This window comes from Colwellia sp. 6_MG-2023 (assembly GCF_030547765.1).
Taxonomy (GTDB): domain Bacteria; phylum Pseudomonadota; class Gammaproteobacteria; order Enterobacterales; family Alteromonadaceae; genus Colwellia.
Map to the genome: position 1 here is coordinate 18,950 of NZ_JAUOPP010000014.1, position 22,484 is coordinate 41,433.

General features: G+C 36.9%; 20 protein-coding genes. 12 read left to right on the forward strand and 8 right to left on the reverse strand.

From position 1 onward, the window contains the following. Window positions 1–29: 29 nt before the first annotated feature. The 4 genes from Q4503_RS10335 to dusB form a co-directional block, all read right to left on the reverse strand. Window positions 30–872: a class I SAM-dependent methyltransferase gene (locus Q4503_RS10335; protein WP_303602205.1), complete on the reverse strand. Its 843-nt coding sequence runs from the start codon at window positions 870–872 to the stop codon at window positions 30–32. 148 nt (window positions 873–1,020) lie between these two features. Then, window positions 1,021–2,625: a bifunctional phosphoribosylaminoimidazolecarboxamide formyltransferase/IMP cyclohydrolase gene (purH, locus tag Q4503_RS10340; protein ID WP_215972060.1), complete on the reverse strand. Its 1,605-nt coding sequence runs from the start codon at window positions 2,623–2,625 to the stop codon at window positions 1,021–1,023. A gap of 127 nt (window positions 2,626–2,752) precedes the next feature. After that, on the reverse strand, window positions 2,753–3,040 hold the full coding sequence (gene fis, locus Q4503_RS10345; protein ID WP_114325692.1) for a DNA-binding transcriptional regulator Fis: 288 nt from the start codon (window positions 3,038–3,040) through the stop codon (window positions 2,753–2,755). A gap of 43 nt (window positions 3,041–3,083) precedes the next feature. Continuing rightward, window positions 3,084–4,106, reverse strand: a complete 1,023-nt coding sequence (dusB, locus tag Q4503_RS10350) for a tRNA dihydrouridine synthase DusB (RefSeq protein WP_215972059.1) — start codon at window positions 4,104–4,106, stop codon at window positions 3,084–3,086. Window positions 4,107–4,393: 287 nt separating this feature from the next. On the opposite strand from dusB, the gene Q4503_RS10355 reads away from it, so the two are divergent. From Q4503_RS10355 to Q4503_RS10370, 4 genes are read left to right on the forward strand one after another with little or no spacing between them, the layout of a single operon-like run. Next, entirely contained in the window at window positions 4,394–4,930 is a 537-nt protein-coding gene (locus tag Q4503_RS10355) for a GNAT family N-acetyltransferase (protein WP_303602206.1), read from the forward strand. Window positions 4,931–4,984: 54 nt separating this feature from the next. After that, a complete protein-coding gene (locus Q4503_RS10360; protein WP_303602207.1) occupies window positions 4,985–5,806 on the forward strand; it encodes an SAM-dependent methyltransferase in 822 nt (273 codons plus the stop codon). Between the two features lie 42 nt (window positions 5,807–5,848). Next, complete coding sequence (locus Q4503_RS10365) at window positions 5,849–6,124, forward strand: hypothetical protein (protein WP_303602208.1); 276 nt, start codon at window positions 5,849–5,851, stop codon at window positions 6,122–6,124. A gap of 19 nt (window positions 6,125–6,143) precedes the next feature. Then, on the forward strand, window positions 6,144–7,973 hold the full coding sequence (locus Q4503_RS10370) for a GGDEF domain-containing protein (protein ID WP_303602209.1): 1,830 nt from the start codon (window positions 6,144–6,146) through the stop codon (window positions 7,971–7,973). A 63-nt stretch (window positions 7,974–8,036) separates the two neighbouring features. Here the strand turns inward: Q4503_RS10370 and prmA are convergent, their stop codons facing one another. Continuing rightward, complete coding sequence (gene prmA / locus Q4503_RS10375) at window positions 8,037–8,918, reverse strand: 50S ribosomal protein L11 methyltransferase (RefSeq protein WP_303602210.1); 882 nt, start codon at window positions 8,916–8,918, stop codon at window positions 8,037–8,039. Window positions 8,919–9,059: 141 nt separating this feature from the next. Here prmA and Q4503_RS10380 point away from each other — a divergent pair, with 141 nt between their 5' ends. Together Q4503_RS10380 and Q4503_RS10385 are read left to right on the forward strand one after the other, a co-directional pair. Then, a complete protein-coding gene (locus Q4503_RS10380; RefSeq protein WP_303602211.1) occupies window positions 9,060–9,545 on the forward strand; it encodes a putative 4-hydroxy-4-methyl-2-oxoglutarate aldolase in 486 nt (161 codons plus the stop codon). Between the two features lie 74 nt (window positions 9,546–9,619). Further along, window positions 9,620–10,585: an NAD(P)-dependent oxidoreductase gene (locus Q4503_RS10385; RefSeq protein ID WP_215972052.1), complete on the forward strand. Its 966-nt coding sequence runs from the start codon at window positions 9,620–9,622 to the stop codon at window positions 10,583–10,585. A gap of 57 nt (window positions 10,586–10,642) precedes the next feature. Here Q4503_RS10385 and Q4503_RS10390 read toward each other — a convergent pair whose 3' ends face one another. The 3 genes from Q4503_RS10390 to Q4503_RS10400 all read right to left on the reverse strand — a co-directional run bounded on the left by Q4503_RS10390 (window position 10,643) and on the right by Q4503_RS10400 (window position 14,997). After that, entirely contained in the window at window positions 10,643–12,349 is a 1,707-nt protein-coding gene (locus Q4503_RS10390) for a di-heme oxidoredictase family protein (protein ID WP_303602212.1), read from the reverse strand. An 85-nt stretch (window positions 12,350–12,434) separates the two neighbouring features. Further along, window positions 12,435–13,580, reverse strand: a complete 1,146-nt coding sequence (locus Q4503_RS10395) for an imelysin family protein (protein WP_303602213.1) — start codon at window positions 13,578–13,580, stop codon at window positions 12,435–12,437. A gap of 52 nt (window positions 13,581–13,632) precedes the next feature. Further along, window positions 13,633–14,997 carry a hypothetical protein gene (locus Q4503_RS10400; RefSeq protein WP_303602214.1) on the reverse strand — a complete coding sequence of 455 codons (1,365 nt, stop codon included), beginning with the start codon at window positions 14,995–14,997 and terminating at the stop codon, window positions 13,633–13,635. A 377-nt stretch (window positions 14,998–15,374) separates the two neighbouring features. On the opposite strand from Q4503_RS10400, the gene Q4503_RS10405 reads away from it, so the two are divergent. The 6 genes from Q4503_RS10405 to Q4503_RS10430 all read left to right on the forward strand — a co-directional run bounded on the left by Q4503_RS10405 (window position 15,375) and on the right by Q4503_RS10430 (window position 22,469). Beyond that, window positions 15,375–16,250 (forward strand): kinase, encoded by an 876-nt coding sequence (locus Q4503_RS10405; RefSeq protein ID WP_215972049.1) that lies wholly within the window; start codon window positions 15,375–15,377, stop codon window positions 16,248–16,250. Between the two features lie 8 nt (window positions 16,251–16,258). Continuing rightward, window positions 16,259–17,098 carry a mannosyl-3-phosphoglycerate phosphatase gene (locus Q4503_RS10410; protein WP_303602215.1) on the forward strand — a complete coding sequence of 280 codons (840 nt, stop codon included), beginning with the start codon at window positions 16,259–16,261 and terminating at the stop codon, window positions 17,096–17,098. Continuing rightward, window positions 17,091–18,323: a glycosyl transferase gene (locus tag Q4503_RS10415; protein ID WP_215972047.1), complete on the forward strand. Its 1,233-nt coding sequence runs from the start codon at window positions 17,091–17,093 to the stop codon at window positions 18,321–18,323. The genes Q4503_RS10410 and Q4503_RS10415 overlap by 8 nt, the downstream gene beginning before the upstream one ends. Before the next feature lie 9 nt (window positions 18,324–18,332). Next, on the forward strand, window positions 18,333–20,087 hold the full coding sequence (locus tag Q4503_RS10420; RefSeq protein ID WP_303602216.1) for a sugar phosphorylase: 1,755 nt from the start codon (window positions 18,333–18,335) through the stop codon (window positions 20,085–20,087). Window positions 20,088–20,348: 261 nt separating this feature from the next. Further along, entirely contained in the window at window positions 20,349–20,855 is a 507-nt protein-coding gene (locus Q4503_RS10425; protein WP_303602217.1) for a VOC family protein, read from the forward strand. A 405-nt stretch (window positions 20,856–21,260) separates the two neighbouring features. Next, window positions 21,261–22,469 (forward strand): capsule biosynthesis protein, encoded by a 1,209-nt coding sequence (locus tag Q4503_RS10430; RefSeq protein WP_215972044.1) that lies wholly within the window; start codon window positions 21,261–21,263, stop codon window positions 22,467–22,469. Window positions 22,470–22,484: the final 15 nt, after the last annotated feature.

Below are 22,484 nucleotides of genomic sequence, written 5' to 3' on the forward strand. Positions count from 1 at the left end.
TTGCTTTTAAAGTTGCTAACACCGTTAAATTAAGGCTTAACAAACTTTAAGGTCATGCGATCGCTTTCGCCAATCGCCAAATATTTTTCTTTATCAGTTTCGCCTAAACGTAATGACGGTGGTAAAGTCCATACACCTTTAGGATGCTGAGCCATATCCTTCGGGTTAGCATTTATTTCACTTGCGCCAGCAAAACGAAAACCTGCTGCTTTAGCTTGCTTAATAGTCGTTGCTTCTGAAACATAACCCGCTGCTTTTTCAGGGGCAACACCTGCTGGTAAACGATGCTCAACAACACCTAGTACACCACCAGACTTAAGTGCCTTGTAAGCGTCTTTAAACACTTGCTCTACACCTTCAGCTTTCCAGTTATGTAAGTTACGAAAAGTTAACACTAGATCAGCCGTCCCTTCAGGGGCTATTTCACTTGCTTTACGCGGAACAAAGTCAGTTAATACAACTTCACTATAAATATCGTTCGAGGCAATTTTTTTCTCTAATGCTTTACGTGATTTAGAATAGTAATTGTCTTCACCTGTATCAGGATAATGAGCACCATAATATTTACCCGACTCTTTTAGAGCAGGCGCTAAAATTTCAGTATACCAACCACCACCTGGAGTAAGTTCTACCACTGTCATTTCTGGTGTAAAACCAAAAAACTTCAATGTTTCAACCGGATGACGATATTCATCACGCGCTTTATTTTCAGCTGAACGATGCTCACCTGACACAGCTTGCTCAAGTGCAGAGCTGTTATGATCATGATTAGCATGGGCATAAAGATTTGAGCTAGCGAGTGCGCTTAAGCCTAATGTTGCAGTGATTACTGTTGAACAAAGTAAAGATTTAAAGCTTTTTAAATGAGTCATAATATTTCCATTAACTATTTTAAGTTACTAAAAGAACACTAGTTATAGCAGATTTTAAATAAACAAGCAGTGGTGATTTTATTTATAGCAATTTTCATTGTAAGTAAATAAATCAACACTGCTTAATTTTCTGGAATTAATAGCTATCTTAATGACGGAAGTGACGCATACCGGTAAACACCATAGCAATATTGTGTTCATCTGCTGCGGCAATCACCTCATCATCACGCATAGAGCCACCAGGCTGAATTACAGCTGTAATGCCTGCTTCTGCTGCGGCATCTAAACCATCGCGGAATGGGAAGAATGCATCTGACGCCATAACCGAGCCTTTAACCTCTAAGTTTTCATCAGCAGCTTTAATACCAGCAACTTTAGCTGAATAAACACGGCTCATTTGGCCGGCACCAACACCGATAGTTTCACTATTTTTAACATAAACAATTGCGTTAGACTTCACAAATTTTGCTACTTTCCAGCAAAACTGTAAATCACGCATTTCGTTTTCTGTCGGTTGACGTTTAGTCACTACTTTAAGATCATCGCGCGATACACGACCTTGATCAGTATCTTGCACTAACAAGCCACCATTGACACGTTTAAAATCAAACCCTGTTGTTTTGGTATCCCACTGGCCACATTCTAATAAACGTAAGTTAGGTTTAGCTGCAACAATTTGTGCTGCCGCATCTGAAACGCTTGGAGCAATGATAACTTCAACAAATTGACGTGACACAATCGCTTCAGCTGTATCTGCATCTAACTCACGGTTAAAAGCAATAATGCCACCAAATGCTGAGGTAGGGTCGGTTTTGTACGCGCCTTCATAAGCCGCTAAAATATCATCACCAATAGCAACACCACATGGGTTAGCATGTTTAACAATAACACAAGCTGGCTCGTCAAATTCTTTAACACATTCTAATGCGGCATCAGTATCAGCAATGTTGTTATAAGATAATGCTTTACCTTGTAACTGAGTGGCTGTAGACACTGAAGCTTCTTCTGGGTTTGCTTCTTTGTAAAAAGCCGCTGCTTGATGTGAGTTTTCACCATAACGTAAATCTTGTGTTTTAATAAACTGACTATTAAAAGTACGTGGGAATTTAACTTTTTCACCAGGTAAAGGCGCTGTAGCTTCTGTATCGCCGTATGCTGGTAACATTTTACCAAAATAGTTTGCGATCATACCGTCGTAACTAGCCGTGTGCTCGTAAGCTGCAATTGCTAAATCAAAACGTGTTTGATACGTTAATGAATCATTGTTGCTGTCTAATTCAGCTAAAACACGATCATAATCACTAGCGTTAACAACAATCGTAACATCTTTATGATTTTTCGCTGCGGCACGTACCATTGTTGGACCACCAATATCGATGTTTTCAATAGCGTTTTCTAATGAACAATTTTCATCACTTACAGCATTGGCAAATGGATACAAGTTAACAACAACCATATCAATAGCATTAATATTGTTCTCAGCCATTACACCTTCATCGATACCACGACGTGCTAAAATACCGCCATGTACTTTAGGATGTAATGTTTTAACACGACCATCCATAATTTCAGGGTGACCGGTGTAATCAGAAACTTCTGTTACTGGAATGCCGTTTTCGGCTAATAATTTTGCCGTACCGCCAGTAGAAAGAAGGTCAACACCCTTCTCATTTAGACGACGTGCAAATTCAACAATACCTGATTTATCTGAAACACTTAATAATGCGCGTTTAATTGGACGTGGAGTATCCATCGATGTATTTACCTTTTTAGTTGTAACTTACTGCTAGTTTATTGCTAACTTGTCAAATTACATGAAAATTTAAATTAGTTTAAAAACAATAAAAGCACCCGAAGGTGCTTTCAATAAAAATATCGGCTTAGTTCATTCCGTATTTTTTTAATTTTTTACGTAAAGTACCACGGTTGATACCTAGTAAATTTGCAGCTCTTGTTTGATTGCCGCGTGTATACATCATTACTTCTTCTAACATTGGTGCTTCAATCTCACTTAGTACAAGGTCGTACATATCGTCAACATCATTACCGTTTAATTGCTTTAAGTAATTGTTAATCGCTATTTTAGCTTGCGTACGTAAAGGAGACGTTTTAGTTTGCGTTTGAATATCACCAGTGATAAACGGAGAAGAAATATTTTGTTCGAACATAATGTACAACTCTTTCTATTAATAAAAATTAACGACCCACTGTTCATCGCTGAACAAGTTGATCAAAACAAAGGTTTAACGTTTCAAGCTGTTCACTTGTAGACGATAAACCATTAAAAGTAGATCTAAAAATTTTGCCTTGATCTCCTGCAAATTTTGCAGAAAAATCATCACCCAATGCATCGCCTAATAAGGCAAATGAATGGATATACCAAGACACGTGCTTACGAGCGATTCTCACACCCATAAAGTCACCGTAAAACTGATGTAACTCTTTAACATGTTCAAGTACGATTGAACTCACCTCATTTACTGAAGGTGCAGCCATCTGAGTTCCAGTTTTCAAAAAATGATTAATTTCTCGAAAAATCCAAGGTCTCCCTTGGGCACCTCGACCGATCATAATTGCATCGGCTCCGGTATAGCTTAATACATGCTCAGCTTTTTCTACTGAGGTTATGTCGCCGTTAGCTACAACGGGAATTGAAACAGCTTGTTTAATTGCTTTTATGGTGTCGTACTCCGCATTACCTTTATAAAAGTCATTACGGGTTCGACCATGCACTGCGAGCGATGCAATACCATTATCTTCAGCAATTTTAGCTATCTCAATGCCATTACGACTGTTTTCACACCAACCAGTGCGAATTTTTAACGTAACCGGAATATTTACCGAATTCACCACAGACTTCACGATTTGTTCGACCTGTGCTGGCTCTCTTAATAAAGCAGAGCCCGCTAATTTTTTGTTTACCTTTTTTGCTGGGCATCCCATATTAATGTCAATGATCTGAGCACCATTTTCAGCATTAATCTGAGCAGCAAAGGCTAATTCATCAGGACAGCTACCAGCAATCTGTACGCTACGAATACCAGCCTCTTTACTATGAACCATTCTTAGTTTAGATTTCTCGGTATTCCATACCTTAGGATTCGACGATATCATTTCTGACACTGCCAAACCTGCACCTAACCGACAACACAATTCTCTAAAAGGTTGGTCCGTAATGCCCGCCATAGGCGCAAGAAAAACATTACTGTCAAATTGATACGAGCCGATTTTCAAACCATTACCACGCTGACTATTTTTTAAGCACCATTACAAAAGGGCGCTAAGTTTACGTGTTTTTTATTGAATTGAAAAGCATATAATTTGAACAAAATTAGCTTTTATTTGCCTTTTTAATATTGACTTTTGCCAAACCATTAAAGTGAGCAGATTCTGTACAATTCAATGTACAATGCACTAACAGGTTTTGCGTTAAAAATCACCTATTCACCTAGTTATTTTTTAAAAAATAAGGGTAAATTTGTAAAGAAAAATAAATAACTAATCGAAACAGGAAAACAAAAATGAAAAGTTTTACTACCAAACGTTTATTAATACGCCCATTAGAAGAAACTGATAAAGCGTTTTACATTAGCCTTTATAGTGATTCGAAAATAATGCGAAATATTGGCACACCATTAACTAGCATTGAAGCCACTGAAGCATTTACTCATACGTTAACCATCATGCAGAAAAAAAAGCCAAAGGTAATGGTATGGGCAATTATTGACTTAAAAAGTAATAACCTTATTGGTTTACAAGCTTTATATAATAAAACACCTAATATAACTGAAATAGGTATTATGCTCGCCACTCAATTCAATGGCATGCTATTTCCCGAAGAAGCAATAGGTTCATTAATAGAATATGGATTTAACCATTTAAACCTGCAACAAATTAACGCCCATTTTGCGAAAGCAAATTTAGCAACAGCAAGAGTAGCTAAAAAAACCGGCTTTGTTTGTGATACAAGCAAACAACCGTTAGATTCCCAACAAAGAATCGATTCAGTTTATAAAGACACATGGCATAGACATTACATAAAAACGATAATAGGATAACTATTCCTAAAAATGTATAAACATATACCGCCATACTATAAAAGGTTTAAATGAATGCAAGGTAGTTTAGTTTGTGTTGGCACGGGCATGATGCTCGGGGGGCATATTAGTCCTATATCTACAAGCTATATTGAGCAGGCCGATGTAGTTTTCTCATTAATGTCGACCGGAATCACCGAACGTTGGATTGATGAAATGCATCATGATGTTCGTAGTTTGCAATGTTATTATCAAGAAGGAAAAAACCGCAATATTACCTATAATGAAATGGTTGAGGCGATAATAGCGGAAGTCAGGCTAGGTAAAAAAGTAGCTTGTGCTTTTTACGGGCACCCTGGTGTATTTGCTTGTGTTGGTCATAGAGCTATTAAGCAAGCGACTAAAGAAAACTACCCTGCACATATGGAAGCAGGTATATCAGCAGAAGATTGCCTTTATGCTGACTTAAATATTGATCCCGGAGAAAGTGGTTGTATAAATTATGAAGCAAGCCAATTTATGTTTTATAAGCGTAACATTGACCCTACAGCTCATCTTATACTATGGCAAGTTGCTTTAGCAGGTGATAAATCGTTAACCAAATATGCGGCAAGTAAAGAGACCTTACAAGTATTGGTCGATTTACTAACAGAAACATACCCAGCTGATCATCAGGTAATTTTGTATCAAGCCAAGGTATTACCTATTGATAACGTTCGCGCTGATACCATTGCGTTACACGATTTAGTTAACATAGAATTATTTATGCACACAACTCTGGTTATTCCTCCAAGTGAAAAACCACAACCAAATAACGATCTATTAACTAGACTAGCTCAGATAGATAATAAAGAGACTAAAAGTAAACATAGACCCAAATTAACGCTAGTGATATAAAGGTAAACACTATCCTTATAATAAAAAAACAGAGTGAAAGTTATGTCAAAAACGATAGAAATATTAGAAAAGATGGGTAATGACTCAAGCTTACAAAATGAAGATGCAATTAAAAATTTATTAGTGACTACAGCGTGTAGTGCCAATATTGCAAAAGCTATTATTGATAAAGACGTATCTTCATTAGAATACCAGCTGCAAGTTCGCGCTAATATTGTTTGTGCGATGTATCCTGCTGAAGATGATGAAGCTGCAGTTGAGGACGACGAACAAAATAGTGAAGAAAATGAAGAAAATAAAACAGCTATAAGCACATAAAGCAAATATACCAAAGATTATGACTGATAAAAAGATACTGCCCATCACTATTCTATATCTATTATTGATTGTAATTTTTGGTGCACATCATAAAGCTAATGCGTCTAATGATGAATCAAGAACTATCGACGAACTACTTAAAGATGCTGACACTATTCGCAGTACTAACCCTAAACAACTAACAATTATCCTTGACAAAATTAAAGAGAAGAACAAGCAGTTATCTAGCAATCAAAAACATTATTTAAATTATTTATTAGCCTATCAACATTCCTTTACGGGTCAGTTTGAAGAATCTATTACGGGTTATAAAGAAATTATAAATTCTAACGCGAGTAAAGAGCTAAAGTTTAGAGCCAACTCTTCTATTGTGAATATTTATGCTATTGCCCAAAACTGGTCAGAAGGACTAGCGCATTTATCCAATAACTTTGACATGCTAGAAGAAATTGAGGATAAAAAAGTACAAGAAGATGGCTTAATTATCGCTGTCATTTTTTACAATCTAATTGGTCAATACGAATTAGGGTTAACATACGCCCAAAGAATTCAATCTGAAACTCAAGAGGCTAGGCCTTTATGTTTTGCTAATCATTTAATGTTAGAAGCAAAATTAAAGCTAAAGCAACTCGACGAGAATAGTGAAGAGATAAATGAAGCGATAAACTCATGTGAAAAAATCAACGAAAAAATCGTTAGTAATGTCATACGAACTTACCTAGCAAGAGTATTATTAGAAAAGAATCAAGCCACAAAAACGATAGATCTATTGCTCCCTAAGCTTGATGAAGTCGAAAAAACTAACTATGCCCCGGTTATGGCTGGGTTTTATGCGTTATTATCACAAGCATATTTTAAACAAAGTAACCTTGTTGAAGCGACTCAGTATGCTCACAAAGCATTATCAAAAACCGATGGCCCTGGCAATATGCAGTCATTCATACTAAGCCATTCAATACTGTATAAAGTTGCCGTAGAAAACAATGATAATCAAGCCGCATTAGCGCACTATATAAAATATGCAGAAGCGAATAAAGCTCACTTAGAAGATGAAAAAAATAAGTACTTAGCTTATCAACTAGCGGTACACAAAGAACTAGAGCAAAAAAATCAAATCGCGTTATTAAATCAACAGAATGATTTATTAATTGCAGAACAAGCCTTAATCAAAGCCAATGCAGAAAACACACGTTTTATTCTCCTGATATTAATCATAGTAATCTCAATACTATTAGTGTGGGGGTCTCGATTATTACAGGCCCATAAACGTATTAAACAATTAGCTGAATATGATTCACTCACCGGTATATATAATCGCGGCCATTTTACTCAAATAGCGAACTCAGCATTAGAATATTGCAAAAGTGCAGATCAAGAATTAAGTATCATTATGTTTGATTTAGATTATTTCAAAAAAGTTAATGATGACTATGGTCATGCATGCGGTGACTGGGCATTAAAAAATGTAATATACGCCTGTAAAGCTATCGGCCGTCAAAACGATATTTTTGCCCGATTAGGCGGTGAAGAATTTTGCATATTATTAACAAGCTGCGATAAACACTCAGCGTCTCAACGAGCGGAAACCTATCGACAAGCCATTGCAAACATTACAACAAAAGAGTCTGGTTTTGATTTTAATATTACCGCAAGTTTTGGTGTAACCGATACTAAAACCAGTGGTTATGATTTAGATGACATTTTAGCTGATGCCGATAGCGCCGCCTATTCATCTAAATATGCGGGAAAAAATCAAGTCACTATTTTTCAATCCAAAAAAGAAAAAGAACAGAATAAGCAAGAGTCGCAAGAAACATTGCAACTCGACTCATCAAGAAATATTTTTTAACGTATTGTAATAATAGTAAACTTATAGACTGAATATAAATAAAGCACTAATACAAAGCTCAGATTACTTACGTTGACCGTTTAAACGAACCCATTCTTCTTGTATCGTCACCGGCTCCATCTTGCACCATTGACCATATATATCTTGTAATGTTTGTGCCTGCTCTTCTAATACACCAGACAATGCTAATAAACCTTTATCACTAACATACTCCATAATAGTAGGCGCTAACTCACGCAATGGTCCTGCTAATATATTTGCAACCACTACATCAGCTTTAAAAGTAGGCTGATCTTTTGGAAGAAAAAGCGTTAACCTATCATCTACATTATTACGTTTCGCATTAGCAAGACTTGCCTGTAATGCCTGTGGGTCAATATCAATACCAATAACTTTCTTTGCCCCCAACTTTAACGCAGCTAATGACAATATACCCGAGCCACAACCAAAATCGACTACGGTTTTACCTTGCAAATCTAAGCCGTCAAGCCAAGTTAAGCAAAGCGCTGTGGTTGGGTGTGTACCTGTGCCAAAAGCTAAGCCGGGGTCAAGCATAACATTGACCGCATCAGGCTCTGGTACATCACGCCAGCTTGGGCAAACCCATAGGCGTTTACCAAACTTCATTGGGTGGAAGTTATCCATCCATTCACGTTCCCAGTCTTTATCTTCTAATTGTTCTAACTTGTATTTCATCTGCTTTTTATCAGGATGAATACCTTGTAAATAACTGATCACTTTATCCATATCATGACTCGCATCAAACAAGCCCATAACAACAGTGTTAGACCAATAGATTACTTCATCACCAGGTAAGGGTTCATAAATAGGTGTATCTTTAGCGTCAATAAAAGTCACTGCTTGTGAGCCACAGGCTACTAACCAATCACTATACTTTTCTGCAGTTTCTTCATTAGCGCTTAATCTAAGTTGTATCCAAGGCATGTTATGTTTTCCGATGAAATTAATTAAATTGATTGTGGTTATTTATGAACATTGTTTATTCTGATCATACATATTCGTAATGATAGTTTATCATTCATTGATGCTAGAGTAGGAACAAATTCATTTAATACGTAAAATATAATGTTAGATTTACTCCCTGATTTATTCGATCTTTACCCTGAACAATTACAACTAGCGGAGCCAATATTTAATGATTACGGCGGTAAGGTTATTTTTTCTGGTGAAATTGTCACTGTATCTTGCTTTAACGATAATTCAAAAGTAAAAGAATTAGTTGCCACCGATGGCACAGGTAAAGTCATGGTAATTGATGGTAAAGCTAGCACTACCAACGCTTTATTAGGTGATATGTTAGCAGAAAAAGCGGTTGAGAATGGTTGGCAAGCTATTGTAATCAATGGCTGCATTCGCGATGCTGGCACTATTGCCACCTTGCCTATTGGTGTAAAAGCGCTAGGCTGTAACCCAATAAAAACAGAAAAGTTAGGCGTTGGCGACATTAATGTTGATATTACCTTTGCCAATTTACACTTTAAGGCTGGCGACTTTATTTACGGCGATTTAAATGGTTTAGCCATTAGTAAAAATCGATTAACCGTAGACTAGTAAAGATTTTCATTACAGGCTTATGATAAAGTTAAGCCAGTTAAGTTAATAATGTCTTTGTACTAAGTTATGTCATGAAATATTTTCCTGTGTTCCTCGATGCCAACAATCTATCCGCTATGATTATAGGGGGTGGCGAGGTAGCTACCCGCAAACTTGAATTGCTCTTAAAAGCGACCACTAATATCACCATAATGAGTGAGAGCGTATGTAGTAGTATCGAACGTTTGATTACATTACATCAATTAACTTGGTTACCCCATAATTACCAAGCTGGGCATTTAACGCATATCAATTTAGTCATCGCCGCTACTGATAACACAGTGGTAAATGAAGCGATTTATCAAGAAGCGACACCATTAAATATACTGACTAACGTTGTCGACCAACCTGAATTATGCACTTACATTACGCCGGCTATCATTGACAGAAGTCCAATGCTTATTGCGCTATCAAGTTCAGGCAGCTCACCTATTCTCGTACGCATGTTAAGGGAGCAAATTGAAAAAACACTTCCTCAAGGCTATGGAAAACTTGCCGATTTTTCATATAAGTTTCGTGATCATGTCAAAGCACGCGTTAAAGGATTACGCAATAGGCGCAGCTTTTGGGAAAGCATTCTTAAAGGGCCAATAGGACAAGCGGTACTCGATGGCGACCAACAAAAAGCAGAGCAACAATTAATTGCCAGTATAAAACAAGAAATCGCGCCACCGAGTGGTGAAATTATCTTTATTCATACAAAAAACGGCAACCCAGATAACTTAACACTAAATGCCCATCGAGCGATGCAATTTGCTGATGCTGTTTTTTATGATGAAGATGTTAATATTGAATTAATTGAATATATACGACGCGATGCTGAAAAGTTTTTACAAAGCATCAGCTCAAGTATATTAATTAACTATCAACATGCTATGGAATTAGCGGCACAAGGCCAAAAAGTTATTTATTTATTAGACGGCAATGAAGTATTACCTAAGAATGCCGCATTAGCGAATAGCGAGATCGCCACCCAAGTAATCATAAGTGGCGAATAATCTACCCCTCCAGTATTAGGTGAACTAAACTCACCTAATACTTTTCTTTACCACGCTCTACAACGACATAACAAAATCGATTAATGATTGACGTTCGGCTTCCGCTAAAGCCATATAAGCATTTTTACTTTGCTCAGCTTCACCACCATGCCACAGAATAGCTTCTTCAACATCTGCAGCCCTACCATCATGTAAAAATCCAGCCGCAGGGTTCACTGTTTTAGTTAAACCGATTCCCCACAAAGGGCGTGTTTTCCACTCTTGACCATTCGCAGTGAAATCACGGCGGTTATCAGCGAGTCCTTCACCTAAATCATGTAATAACATATCGGTAAATGGATAAATATGTTGCCCTTTTAGTACCTCTGGCGCAGCTAAACCACCCACTAAAAGTTCACCTGTAGACGTAATAAAGTCAGGTTGATGACACCCAGTACAATTCACTTGGGTAAATAGTTGCGCACCAGCAATCACTGATTCATCATTAATATTACGCCTAGCTGGAACCGCTAACGTTTCAGCATAAAACACCACTTCATCTGAGAACTGCTGAGTAGCTTCGGTATTTCCTTGCTCATCAGTGCCTGTGTCAACAAACCCAGTACGTGCAAGGTAGCTCTCGTGTAGCGGAGTATTAACAACACTCTCTTCAGGAAATAAAGGATTCGTTATCCCCATATCGCCACGCAAGGCTGCAAGCGACTGTACTCGAACGCTTGGTGTACTGGCTTTCCAACCAAAGCGCCCTAATGACACGGGAATAGGATCATTATTGTTAGCTTTTACCGGATCAAAAACCCAATTAGGGCGACCAGAAATACCATCATTATTAGTATCGTTCTCATCGGCTAATGCTAAAATATCAGCCTCACTAATCAACTCTAGCAACCCTAAACCAAATATAGGCATACCGTTTCTTGGGCTATAACGTACATTCGCTTGCAAAATAGCGCTATTTAGCGAATTTTCAGGTGCTACATCATAAGGTTTTTCAATTGTAAACATCGGCTTTTTAAGCGTTACCATATTACCATCAGCATAAGTTACCGTTGAATACTCATATGAAAGATATACATTAGCTTGGCCAATAAAAGGATTCTCTTGCCAATCATCCCGAGCCTTTAGAACACCTCGATGGAATAATTGCGTACCAAAACCATCAACCCCTACATTTTTACAATAGTTATTTTCTACTGATGGCACCAAACATTCACCATCATCAATACTCATACGTAAGAAAATTCCGGCATTAGAGCCCAATAATACCCGACTTTCTCCTGAGGCTAAGGTAATAGTAGAGGGGCGTCCATCACGTTGATGACATGAATTACAATCTTGGTTATTAAATACTGGCCCCAACCCGTCTAAATCAGGGTGCTCATTATTTGGTGCGGTAGTAAAGGCGGTTTCAAAATGTGTGTCACCAGTTAAATGTTTGTCTAACTCTTCAGCAGTTAAATTTGGCATCGGCGTTGAAAAGCCATGCCCTGAATCGCTAGCATCAATAGCGGTTACCTCACCGCCTAATAAACTTACAAAAGTATAAGCCGCTTGTGGTTGCTCGGTTTCTTTGCTCGTCTCATTTGAACTACTGGAGTTACAGCCAGAGATAATCATTGCACTCGTTATGACTAACACTACATGGCAAAGCTTTACTTGGCGTTGTTTCGTTGAACTATCAGAATTACTTAGTTTATATAAATAATTAAATTTACTTAATTTACTTAAATAACTTAACTTTTTTAACTTACTTAGATTAATCATTGCTAGGATGCCCAGAACAGGTGTAGATTATTGTGCATCCTTGCGCAATAATTGTTGAGAATGACTCAATAAATAGTTAACTAACTTATTGTTGCCAATCTTGTAGCTTAGTTAAGACGTCATTTTCAAAAGAAGTTTGTAACGTTGATAACGTATCAATCGCAGCTTGAATTCTCACTCGCGCATCAGCATCATTAATGGCTTGTCTAAAAGGTAAATCATTATCACCAGCAATTGCTTCAATCGCCGCAATAGCATCCGTTATTTCAGTATCGACTCTTGTGGCAAGATCGGCATCAGCCGCATTCACAAAGTCAATAATACCCGCTTTATCAGCCTGCCCTGAAAACTCACCGCGATACACATTTTGTACGCCACGAATATTGTCAGTAAAATCAGCCAGTGAATTCCAGCTATATTGTGATTCCACTTTAGAAGTATCAATATTATCGATATTACTACCAAACGGTTCCGCTATTTTGCCATTACCTACTTCATCAACAATACCAATCATACCGTTGATTAATTCTTCTACTACACCCAACTGAGATGCATAAATATCATTATTCGTAGTTAATAATAAATCTTTGTATGCTGGCGAATTAGCATCGTTTGGATCATTCGCAACTATCCATGCATCTAACAATGATTGTGTATAAGTTTTAAATACCTCTGCAGCGGCAGATAAATATTCACTTTCAAGCGTAGTCATTTCATCAATGCTTTTCTCATTATCTTCTACACCATCACCAAACAATAGAAACTCCATGGTATGAAAACCTTGAACGTCATCATTAAACGTTTTGAGTTCATCAGCACTAAAACTTGCTTGAGATGCTAATAACGCCTCTAAGTCACTGGTATTTAACGGCCAAGTATCTAAATGAGGATCAATAGAAAGTGCGTCAACTGGGCCAAAAATGTGTGATTCACCTTGCTCCCAAGGTACTCGAACTTCTTTCCAAGCTTGTTGCGCTAATGCTAAATTCTCTTCTGTTGGTGTATTTACTAAATTTTGAGTTGCTAATAAAAAGTCTGTCGCACCATCATTAAGGTTTTGATAACCCGCCACGATGACATCATTAGTTAAATTAGTGATCATTTCAGTGGCTTCAAAACTGAAACTAGTTTCCTCAACCACAGGGGTTTCACTGTCTGACGAACTGCCACCACAAGCTGTTAAAACTAATGCAGAGATGGCAGCTGCCAATAAAGATTTCTTAAATATCATGTTATGTCCCTTATTTAAATTTTGTTATGTTAATTTTGTTATTTTGACCGTGCTATATAGAAAAGAAGTAACCCATAGACAAACTAAAGCTGGTGCTATCATCTAAGTTGTTTTGTGCGTGTTTTGTTTGTGCCGCCTGTGCTTTAAATACAATATTTTTAATTGGGTAATAGTTCATACCTAAAGCGATAGACTGTGTGTTAAATCGATCTGTGGCGATACCTTGTTCAAGCTTTTTGATCGGATTTGCATATTCATAAATGCTATATAAATAGAGTGGTTTGCTAACATTGAACAGCTCTTGACTGTTATACGATAACTCGACAAATGCCGACTCAGCTTCGCTACCTAGTTGTGAAAAATTTCCCGGCTTTAATCCTGGTGTTGTTTTATTCGCATTAGTGATCGCTTCACTATCATCTAACGAGCCAAATAAATATTGGCCACGCACAAGCCAATTCTTATAACTGTAAGCTCCATGAAGACCGAAAATAGTAAGATTACCGTCGCCATCCACCTTAGTATCATTGTTTCTATTACCTGAAGTATCACCAGTATAAAAACTAACACCTACACCTTTACCCGCTTTAATATCGCCGTAATCTAGGCGAAGTGTGAATGCTAAATCATCGGCATTTACTGTTTCAAAACGTCTTTGATGTCCAGTAGCCACCCAGTTATACGTGCGGAAAAATTCAGAGTTAAGGCCAGTGGTAATTAAGGTTTGTGCGGTAAAGTCATTCCATTTACTTATTAAATTTACACCGGTTTCATGCCAAACTTGTGGAATAAGGGTTGCTTCACTCCAATAGCGCTGCGTAGCAACATATTGTGTTGGCTTATGTAAATCAGTACCTAGACCTACAGGAACAAAAATATGTCCCATCTTCATCGTGAAGTATTTATTGGCAATATATTGAGCTTGCATTTTTTCCACAACAATTTCACCACCAGCTTCAACTTCAGTCTCAAACTCGCCAAACTCTTCAAAACCGTCATATTCTAAAGTTGAACCTGTACCACCATGTTCATATTCAAGCTCGATCTCAACTTGCCACTTAGGATCAAAGTCATAAACAAACTCTACCACCACGCGCTCTAAATCAGTTGTCGCTCTTCGCTCTGGGTTTGTATCCTGAATGTTCTGATAAACGTCTTCATTTTTATAAAGGAGACTGCCATAAGAATTAATTTGCCAATTCTTTTTAACATCAAGATCTGCCCCTTCATTCAACTGCTTATTTTCAGACGCTTTAAGCGAGTCGGCTTTTAAAGACGCTAATTTTTTTTCAATTAACGCAAGCTGTTGTTGTTGCTTTACTAGCGCTAGCTCCAACTCTGATTGAGTTGCCGCAACACTGTGATTATTTAAAGAGCAAACCCCATAAACTAAGATAGATACAAATAAACGTTTCATTAACCCAACCAAATACAAATAAGAACTAATACTATTTGCATTTATGATAATCCTTCGTCACCACCATTACAAGTGAAAATCATTCTCATTGCTAATAATGTATTATCGCTAGTCGAAGCCTACCAACTTAATTTATAAAGAATGAATGCAGTTTTTATAAAAATATATAAACCTATCGAACTCTCCATTACTTTCTGCACCAATACAGGGCAATTAAATTATTTCTATGCGCATTGGCCGAATTAAGATCACAAGAACTCTAACAACTAAAAAATATATTCCTTGTTTTACATTGAGTTACAAATAATAGAGAAAATTTATAAAGTGGCATAAAGGTTGATACATAATGATAGTAACTATTTGACTAAGGGGAAATTATGCTTTCGACATTTCTTAAAGAACATAAACTACCAGAAGAATTCAAAGATACAGTAAAGCAATACTATAAGCCGCTAGCGGATAGAATATTTAGCAAGTTTAACGATGCAAAACAGCCTTATTTTGTTGGTATTAACGGCTGCCAAGGCAGTGGAAAGTCAACCTTAACTGATTATATTGCTGAATATTTAATAGACCAATATAAAGTTAATGTTGTGGTTATGTCGTTGGATGACTTTTATTATTCTAGTGAAAAACGCAATGAATTAGCACGAGATATACATCCTTTATTAGCTACTCGAGGTGTACCTGGCACTCACGATGTAGCCGCGCTGACCAAAGTTATTAGTCAATTAAAAGCACAGGAAACAGGTTTCTCTATTCCTAAATTTGATAAAGCAACTGACGAACCTTTTGCAACAGACCTTTGGTACTCAATTGAAAAACCAGTAGATATAATTCTTATAGAAGGCTGGTGCTGGGGCGTTAAATCACAAACAGCTGAGCAATTACAAAAACCCATTAATGAACTTGAATTACAACACGATGCCGATGGTGTCTGGCGAAATTATGTCAATCAACAACTAAAGTCATTATATGAACCTCTATATAAAAATATGGATTTTTGGTTAGCGCTACAAGCTCCTTCTTTCGATTGCGTTTATAAATGGCGTTTAGAGCAAGAACAGAAGCTAGAAGCAAGAAACCAAGGCTTAACTAATTCAAAAATTATGACCCCAGCAGAAGTGTTAAATTTCACACAATACTTTCAAAGGCTCAGTGTACAGGGTTGCAATAGCATCTCTCATTCTGCCGACACAATTTTTCACCTAAGCCCTGATCGCAGCATTACTGAAATGCACATAATAGAATAGGGATGAACATGTTACCAACTGTGATATTTAGTGATCTAGATGGAACCTTGCTTGACCATTACACTTATCAATCAACGCCAGCAAGCACAACACTTGAACAATTAAAAAATTCAAAGATACCGGTTGTGTTAAATACGAGTAAAACGCTAGCTGAATTAGAAATTATTAACCAAAGTCTTAATCTTAATGCGCCATTTATTGTTGAAAATGGTGCCGCTATTTACATACCTATTGGCACTTTCGCAAAACAGCCTGAAGACACTCAAACAATAGAAGGTTTTTGGGTGAAATCATTTTGCCTACCTCGAGAATACTGGTTGACATTATTGTCTGAAAAATCAGGTCAATTTTCGAATCAATACCAAGGATTTTCAACATTAACTGACGCGGAATTAGCAGAAATTACCGGTTTATCTTTAGCGGATGCAAATAGAGCAAAACAAAGACAATTTGGTGAACCAATTCATTGGTTAGGTGATGAAACAACGAAAAAGCAATTTATTGAACACATGCTTGATTTAGGTGCAAATGTTGTTCAAGGAGGTCGATTCATTCATATAGGTGACTATTGCGATAAAGGCCAAGCGTTAATTTGGTTGGCAGAGCAGTACCGCGAACATTACAACAGCTCAATTGTAACCATTGCCTTAGGTGATGGAGAAAATGACAACTCAATGTTAGAAGCTGCTGACTTTGCAGTACAAATTCGTTCACCTGTACATGAATTTCCAACGTTATATCGTCAATACCAAACAACGAAAACAAAATCATATGGGCCCGAAGGTTGGGCAGAAGCAATACAACAACTGCTATCAAATTCAATTAACTCAGAGGTAAATCATGGCTGATTTTTATCAAAACGGAACAGTAACAACGTTACATAATTTAGCACAACGTGAATCCGCAGATATGGCGGCCGAATTATTAGAATTTTCCAAAAAACGCCCTTTAGGGCTTATTCTACCTTCATTATTTTCAGAGCTAGAAGGTAAAGCGTTGCCTGATATTGTTAGTAAGCTTAAAGGTGTAGAATATCTATCTGAAATAGTTATTGGTTTAGACCGTGCTGATTTAGACCAATATAAACATGCACTATCGTTTTTTGGTGAACTACCACAACACCATAAAGTATTGTGGAATGACGGACCTAGATTACAAGCAATCGACGCTAAATTACAAGAGCTTGGGCTAGCACCGAAAGAATTAGGTAAAGGTCGTAATGTTTGGTATTGCATGGGCTATATTCTAGCGTCAGGTAAAGCTGAATCAATTGCTTTACATGATTGTGATATTTTAACTTACGAAAGAGAATTACTCGACAGACTACTCTACCCTGTTGCCAACCCACTGTTTAACTATGAATTTTCTAAAGGTTATTATGCACGTGTTGCCAGTGGCAAAATTAATGGTCGCGTTTCGCGCTTATTAGTAACACCGCTAATTAAAGCATTAAAGAAAACCGTTGGTCACTGTGACTATCTTGAATATATGGACAGCTTTTTATACCCATTAGCAGGTGAATTTTCTTTCCGTCGAGATGTATTAAGTGATATTCGTATTCCAAGTGATTGGGGCTTAGAAATCGGTGTACTTTCTGAAATGTACCGTAATTATGCACCAAATCGTATATGCCAAGTTGATATTGCGGCAACCTATGATCATAAGCATCAAGATTTATCTTTAGATAATGATCAAGGTGGTTTATCGAAAATGTCCGTTGATATTACTAAATCATTTATTCGAAAACTGGCCACACAGGGCGAAACATTTACCTCTGAAAAGTTTAGAACATTAAAAGCTACCTATTATCGTATTGCATTAGATTATGTTGAGACATATCGCAATGACGCTATGATGAATGGACTACAACTCGATATTCATAACGAAGAAAAAGCAGTAGAAATGTTCGCTGAAAATATATTAACTGCAGGTCATACTTTCTTAGAACAACCTATGGATACGCCTTTTATCCCGGCTTGGAACCGAGTAGTCAGCGCTATACCTGATATTTTATCGCAGTTAAAAGAAGCCGTAGAACTAGATAATGAAGAATTTAGTCAATCCTTGAAGTAAAGGTGAAGTATGTCCGCAAAAATTAATCTATTGAAAGAAAAGCTAGTTCAGCAGCTGACTTGTATCTATAAAGATGTTCCGCTTAACACCTCATGTGACGAGATTGCACAAGCACTTATCGATATCATGCGGTTATCAACAACGGTAGAGGTTGCTGAGCCTTTTAAAAATCACTGGTCTGAAGAAGATGTTATCTTGATCACTTATGGTGACAGCGTAATAAGTGAAGAGCAAGCTCCCTTAAAAACGTTGAAAAACTTTTTAGATAGCAAAATTAAAAACACGATTAATAGCGTACATATATTACCTTTCTTTCCATACAGTTCAGATGATGGTTTTGCCGTTATTGACTACTCATCGGTTAATGAATCACTAGGCTCTTGGGATGATATTGAATCCATTAGCAAAGACTACAACTTCATGTCTGACCTAGTTATTAATCATTGTTCAAGCCGCAGTGTTTGGTTTGACAACTTTGTCAAAGGAGAAGGAATTGGTAATGACTTCTTTTTCACGGCATTACCCGACGATGATTTGTCTGATGTTGTTAGGCCTCGCACTTCACCGTTGTTAAAAGAAATTGAAACCAGTAATGGTAAAAAGTTTGTTTGGTGTACCTTTAGTCACGATCAAGTCGATTTTGACTTTCGTAACCCAGAAGTACTAAAGGCCTTCACAACCATTATCAGACAATACCTAGACAGTGGCGTTAAAATATTCCGTTTTGATGCCATTGCCTTTTTATGGAAAATTGCTGGAACCACTAGCATTAATTTACCCCAAACTCATGAAGTTGTTCGGTTATTAAGAACCTTAATTGAGTCTGCCCAATCAGATGCAATTATTATTACCGAAACCAATATCCCTAACACCCAAAACCTCACCTATTTTGGTAACGCTAATGAAGCACATGGTATTTACAACTTTTCATTACCACCGCTATTGTTAAACACCTTACTAACCGGAAGTTGCTTATATTTAAAACGCTGGTTAATGAGTATGCCGCCACCTCAAAATGGCACCATGTACTTTAACTTTATTGCCTCGCATGATGGTATCGGCTTACGCCCTGCTGAAGGCTTGTTAAGTGAAGAAGAACTAGGGCAATTAGTTAATACGGTTGAAGGTTTTGGCGGAAAAATATCATGGCGAACCACAGACGGCGGAGAACAAAAAGCGTATGAAATGAACATCTCGCTTTATGATGCCATGCAAGGAACAGTGAATGGGAAGGATCAATGGAACTTTGAACGCTTCATTTGTGCTCACGCGATCATGTTTGCCTTAGAAGGTATCCCTGGCGTATATATTCATAGCCTTATTGGTACGCAGAACGACTATAAAAAATTAGCAAATACGCATCATAATCGTTCTATTAATCGACACCGTTGGGATGAAAACCTATTAACTGAGGCATTACAAGATGACAGTTTGCACCATGCAAAAGTATTATCAACGTTAACAACGTTACTAAAAACTCGTATTAAGCAACCAGCGTTTCATCCTAATGCAACTCAATTTACTTTACATTTAGGCTTATCACTATTTGGCTTTTGGCGACAAAGCCAAGACAGAAAACAAAGTATTTTTTGTGTTAGTAATATTACGGATAAGCCTTTATCTTTACCATTAAGCGAACTAAATTTAATTGTTACAGAAAGTTGGATTGAATTAATTACTGGTACAGAAGTAACAGACTTAACTGAATCTATTACCTTACTACCTTATCAAACAGTTTGGATTGCTAACATTAAAGCACAATAAATAAAGAAGAGTATCAAGGTCATACATGCTATGGCCTTTACTTGCTCTTTCATATTCCTAGTAAACAGATCATCAAAACACACATTATTATACCAAGGTCCGCAAATTTCAGCTGATGATTGACATTAAAATCATTCCTTAAAATCATTCCTTAAAATGATTCCTTAAAATAAGTAATTAAATTGAATACTTAAGTTCTACTTCTCGGTCAATACTAGTTAACAACCTAATGCTAATACCTAACTACCAACCGAGCATACTATGCATAAAATTTTATCACTAACAATAACACTAACCTTACTACTAATTACCTCAAATGCTGTTAAGGCGAACAACAATAGCAGCAAAGACCTTTATCAAAATCAAATAATGACAAAAGGCTTAAATCATTTAGGCTTAACAGTAAAAAACCTTCAAGCGTCAGCTGACTTCTTTATTAATACCTTGGGCTGGAAGAAAGCAGGTGGCTACCCTGACTATCCATCAATATTTGTTACCGATGGTGAAATTTTTCTAACACTTTGGCAAACAAAAGATTTAGAAAATACCGTTGCCTTTAACAGAAAGAATAACGTTGGTTTACATCACCTTGCTCTAACCGTGGCAAGCGAAGAAATATTATCTGAGTTACACCGCAGATTTAAACAAGTACCAAATTTAATCATTGAGTTTGCCCCAGAATTAAATGGTAAAGGCCCAACAATACACATGATGATTAGAGAACCAAGCGGCAATCGTATTGAATTTTCCTACACTCCCGCAAAATGATAACGAAAATACAACTAAAAAATAACCAATAAAAAACAGCAGGTTAACACACCATTAACAATTGAGTAAAGGCTTCATATAACACTAATATTTTTTACAAAAACAATAACATTATTACTTTATTTAACCTTGTTTTCATACTACAGTTCCGCTATAGTGAAAATCAAATGGTGTTAGAATACACACTCTAATATCTAGTAACATAGAAATATACATAGAAACACAAGAGCACAACAATCTCATAAAAATTAAATAGAGCCCGCAGGGATTAATTTCAATGCATAGAGGATTGTGCTCGTAATAAATATAACAATACAGCTAACAAAAGGACTACTAGTTGCTACATATTAATACCACATCAAATTGTTCACAAATTAGCGTTATGGTTTCTTAGTGGCTATCGATATGCAAAAAAACATACTTTTCTTGCAAGGCCCGTTGGGCAATTTTTTTAAGCTACTATCATCATATATAGATAGTGAAACCACTTCGAGTGCCCATCACATCACATTCAATGGCGGAGATGCCTGGTTTAGTGATAAAAGATATTCTCACGCGTACTCTGGCAAACCAACCGAGTGGCAAGCATATTTAAGTGATTATATCGAAAAACACGGTATTACAGATATTGTTGTTTTTGGTGATTGTCGATTTTATCATCGCATCGCAAAATCTGTTGCAGAAGAGATGAACTTGATTTTTTGGGTGTTTGAGGAAGGCTATTTAAGACCTTCGTTTATTACCTTAGAAGAAGGTGGTGTAAACGGTAATTCTTCACTTTTAGGTTTAGACTTTAGTGTACTTGAAGAGAAACACCTAGAAGAGATATCGAATAACAATACGCGTTTGCGTAGTCCTTTTTGGGATATGTCCATTAACGCCATTCAATATTATTTTTTCAAGCAACTTTATACAAAAAACTTCCCTCATTATATCCATCACCGCCCTTGGTACGCCACGGAAGAGTGTTTGCATTGGATTAAAGCGGGCTTTAGAAAGTTAAAATATAAAGGTCAAGAACGAAAAATTGTTAAGCAGCTAACAACTACGCTATCCAAGAAGTATTTCTTGGTTCCTCTTCAAGTAAGTGTTGATAGCCAAATTTTATACCATTCACCTTATGGCTCAGTTGAAGAGTTCATTAGCGTTGTTATTAAATCGTTTTCTCAAAAAGCATCAAAAGATGATTATCTAGTTTTTAAGCATCATCCAATGGACCGAGGCTTTAACAATTATGCCAGATACATTAAAAAACTTTGCTATGCGTATGACTTAACAGGTAGAGTGTTGTATTGTCATGATGCTCATCTACCTACGCTAATTAAAGAAGCCAAAGGCTTAGTAACTATAAACAGTACCGTTGGTATATCATCATTACATCATTCAACACCTACAAAAGTATTGGGGCGTGCGGTGTATGACTTAGACGGAGTAACAAGTCAAAAACCATTAGATGATTTTTGGAAAACATGTTGTAAACCATGTGAAATCACATTTAAAAAGTTCAATCAATTTTTAAAATCAGAAAACCAAATCCCAGGCAGTTTTTATCAACAACCGGAACTTGTTTTGCAAGCCGTAACTGATAAATTTTTTAACTTAAATAACCAATAAAACGAAAAGGATACG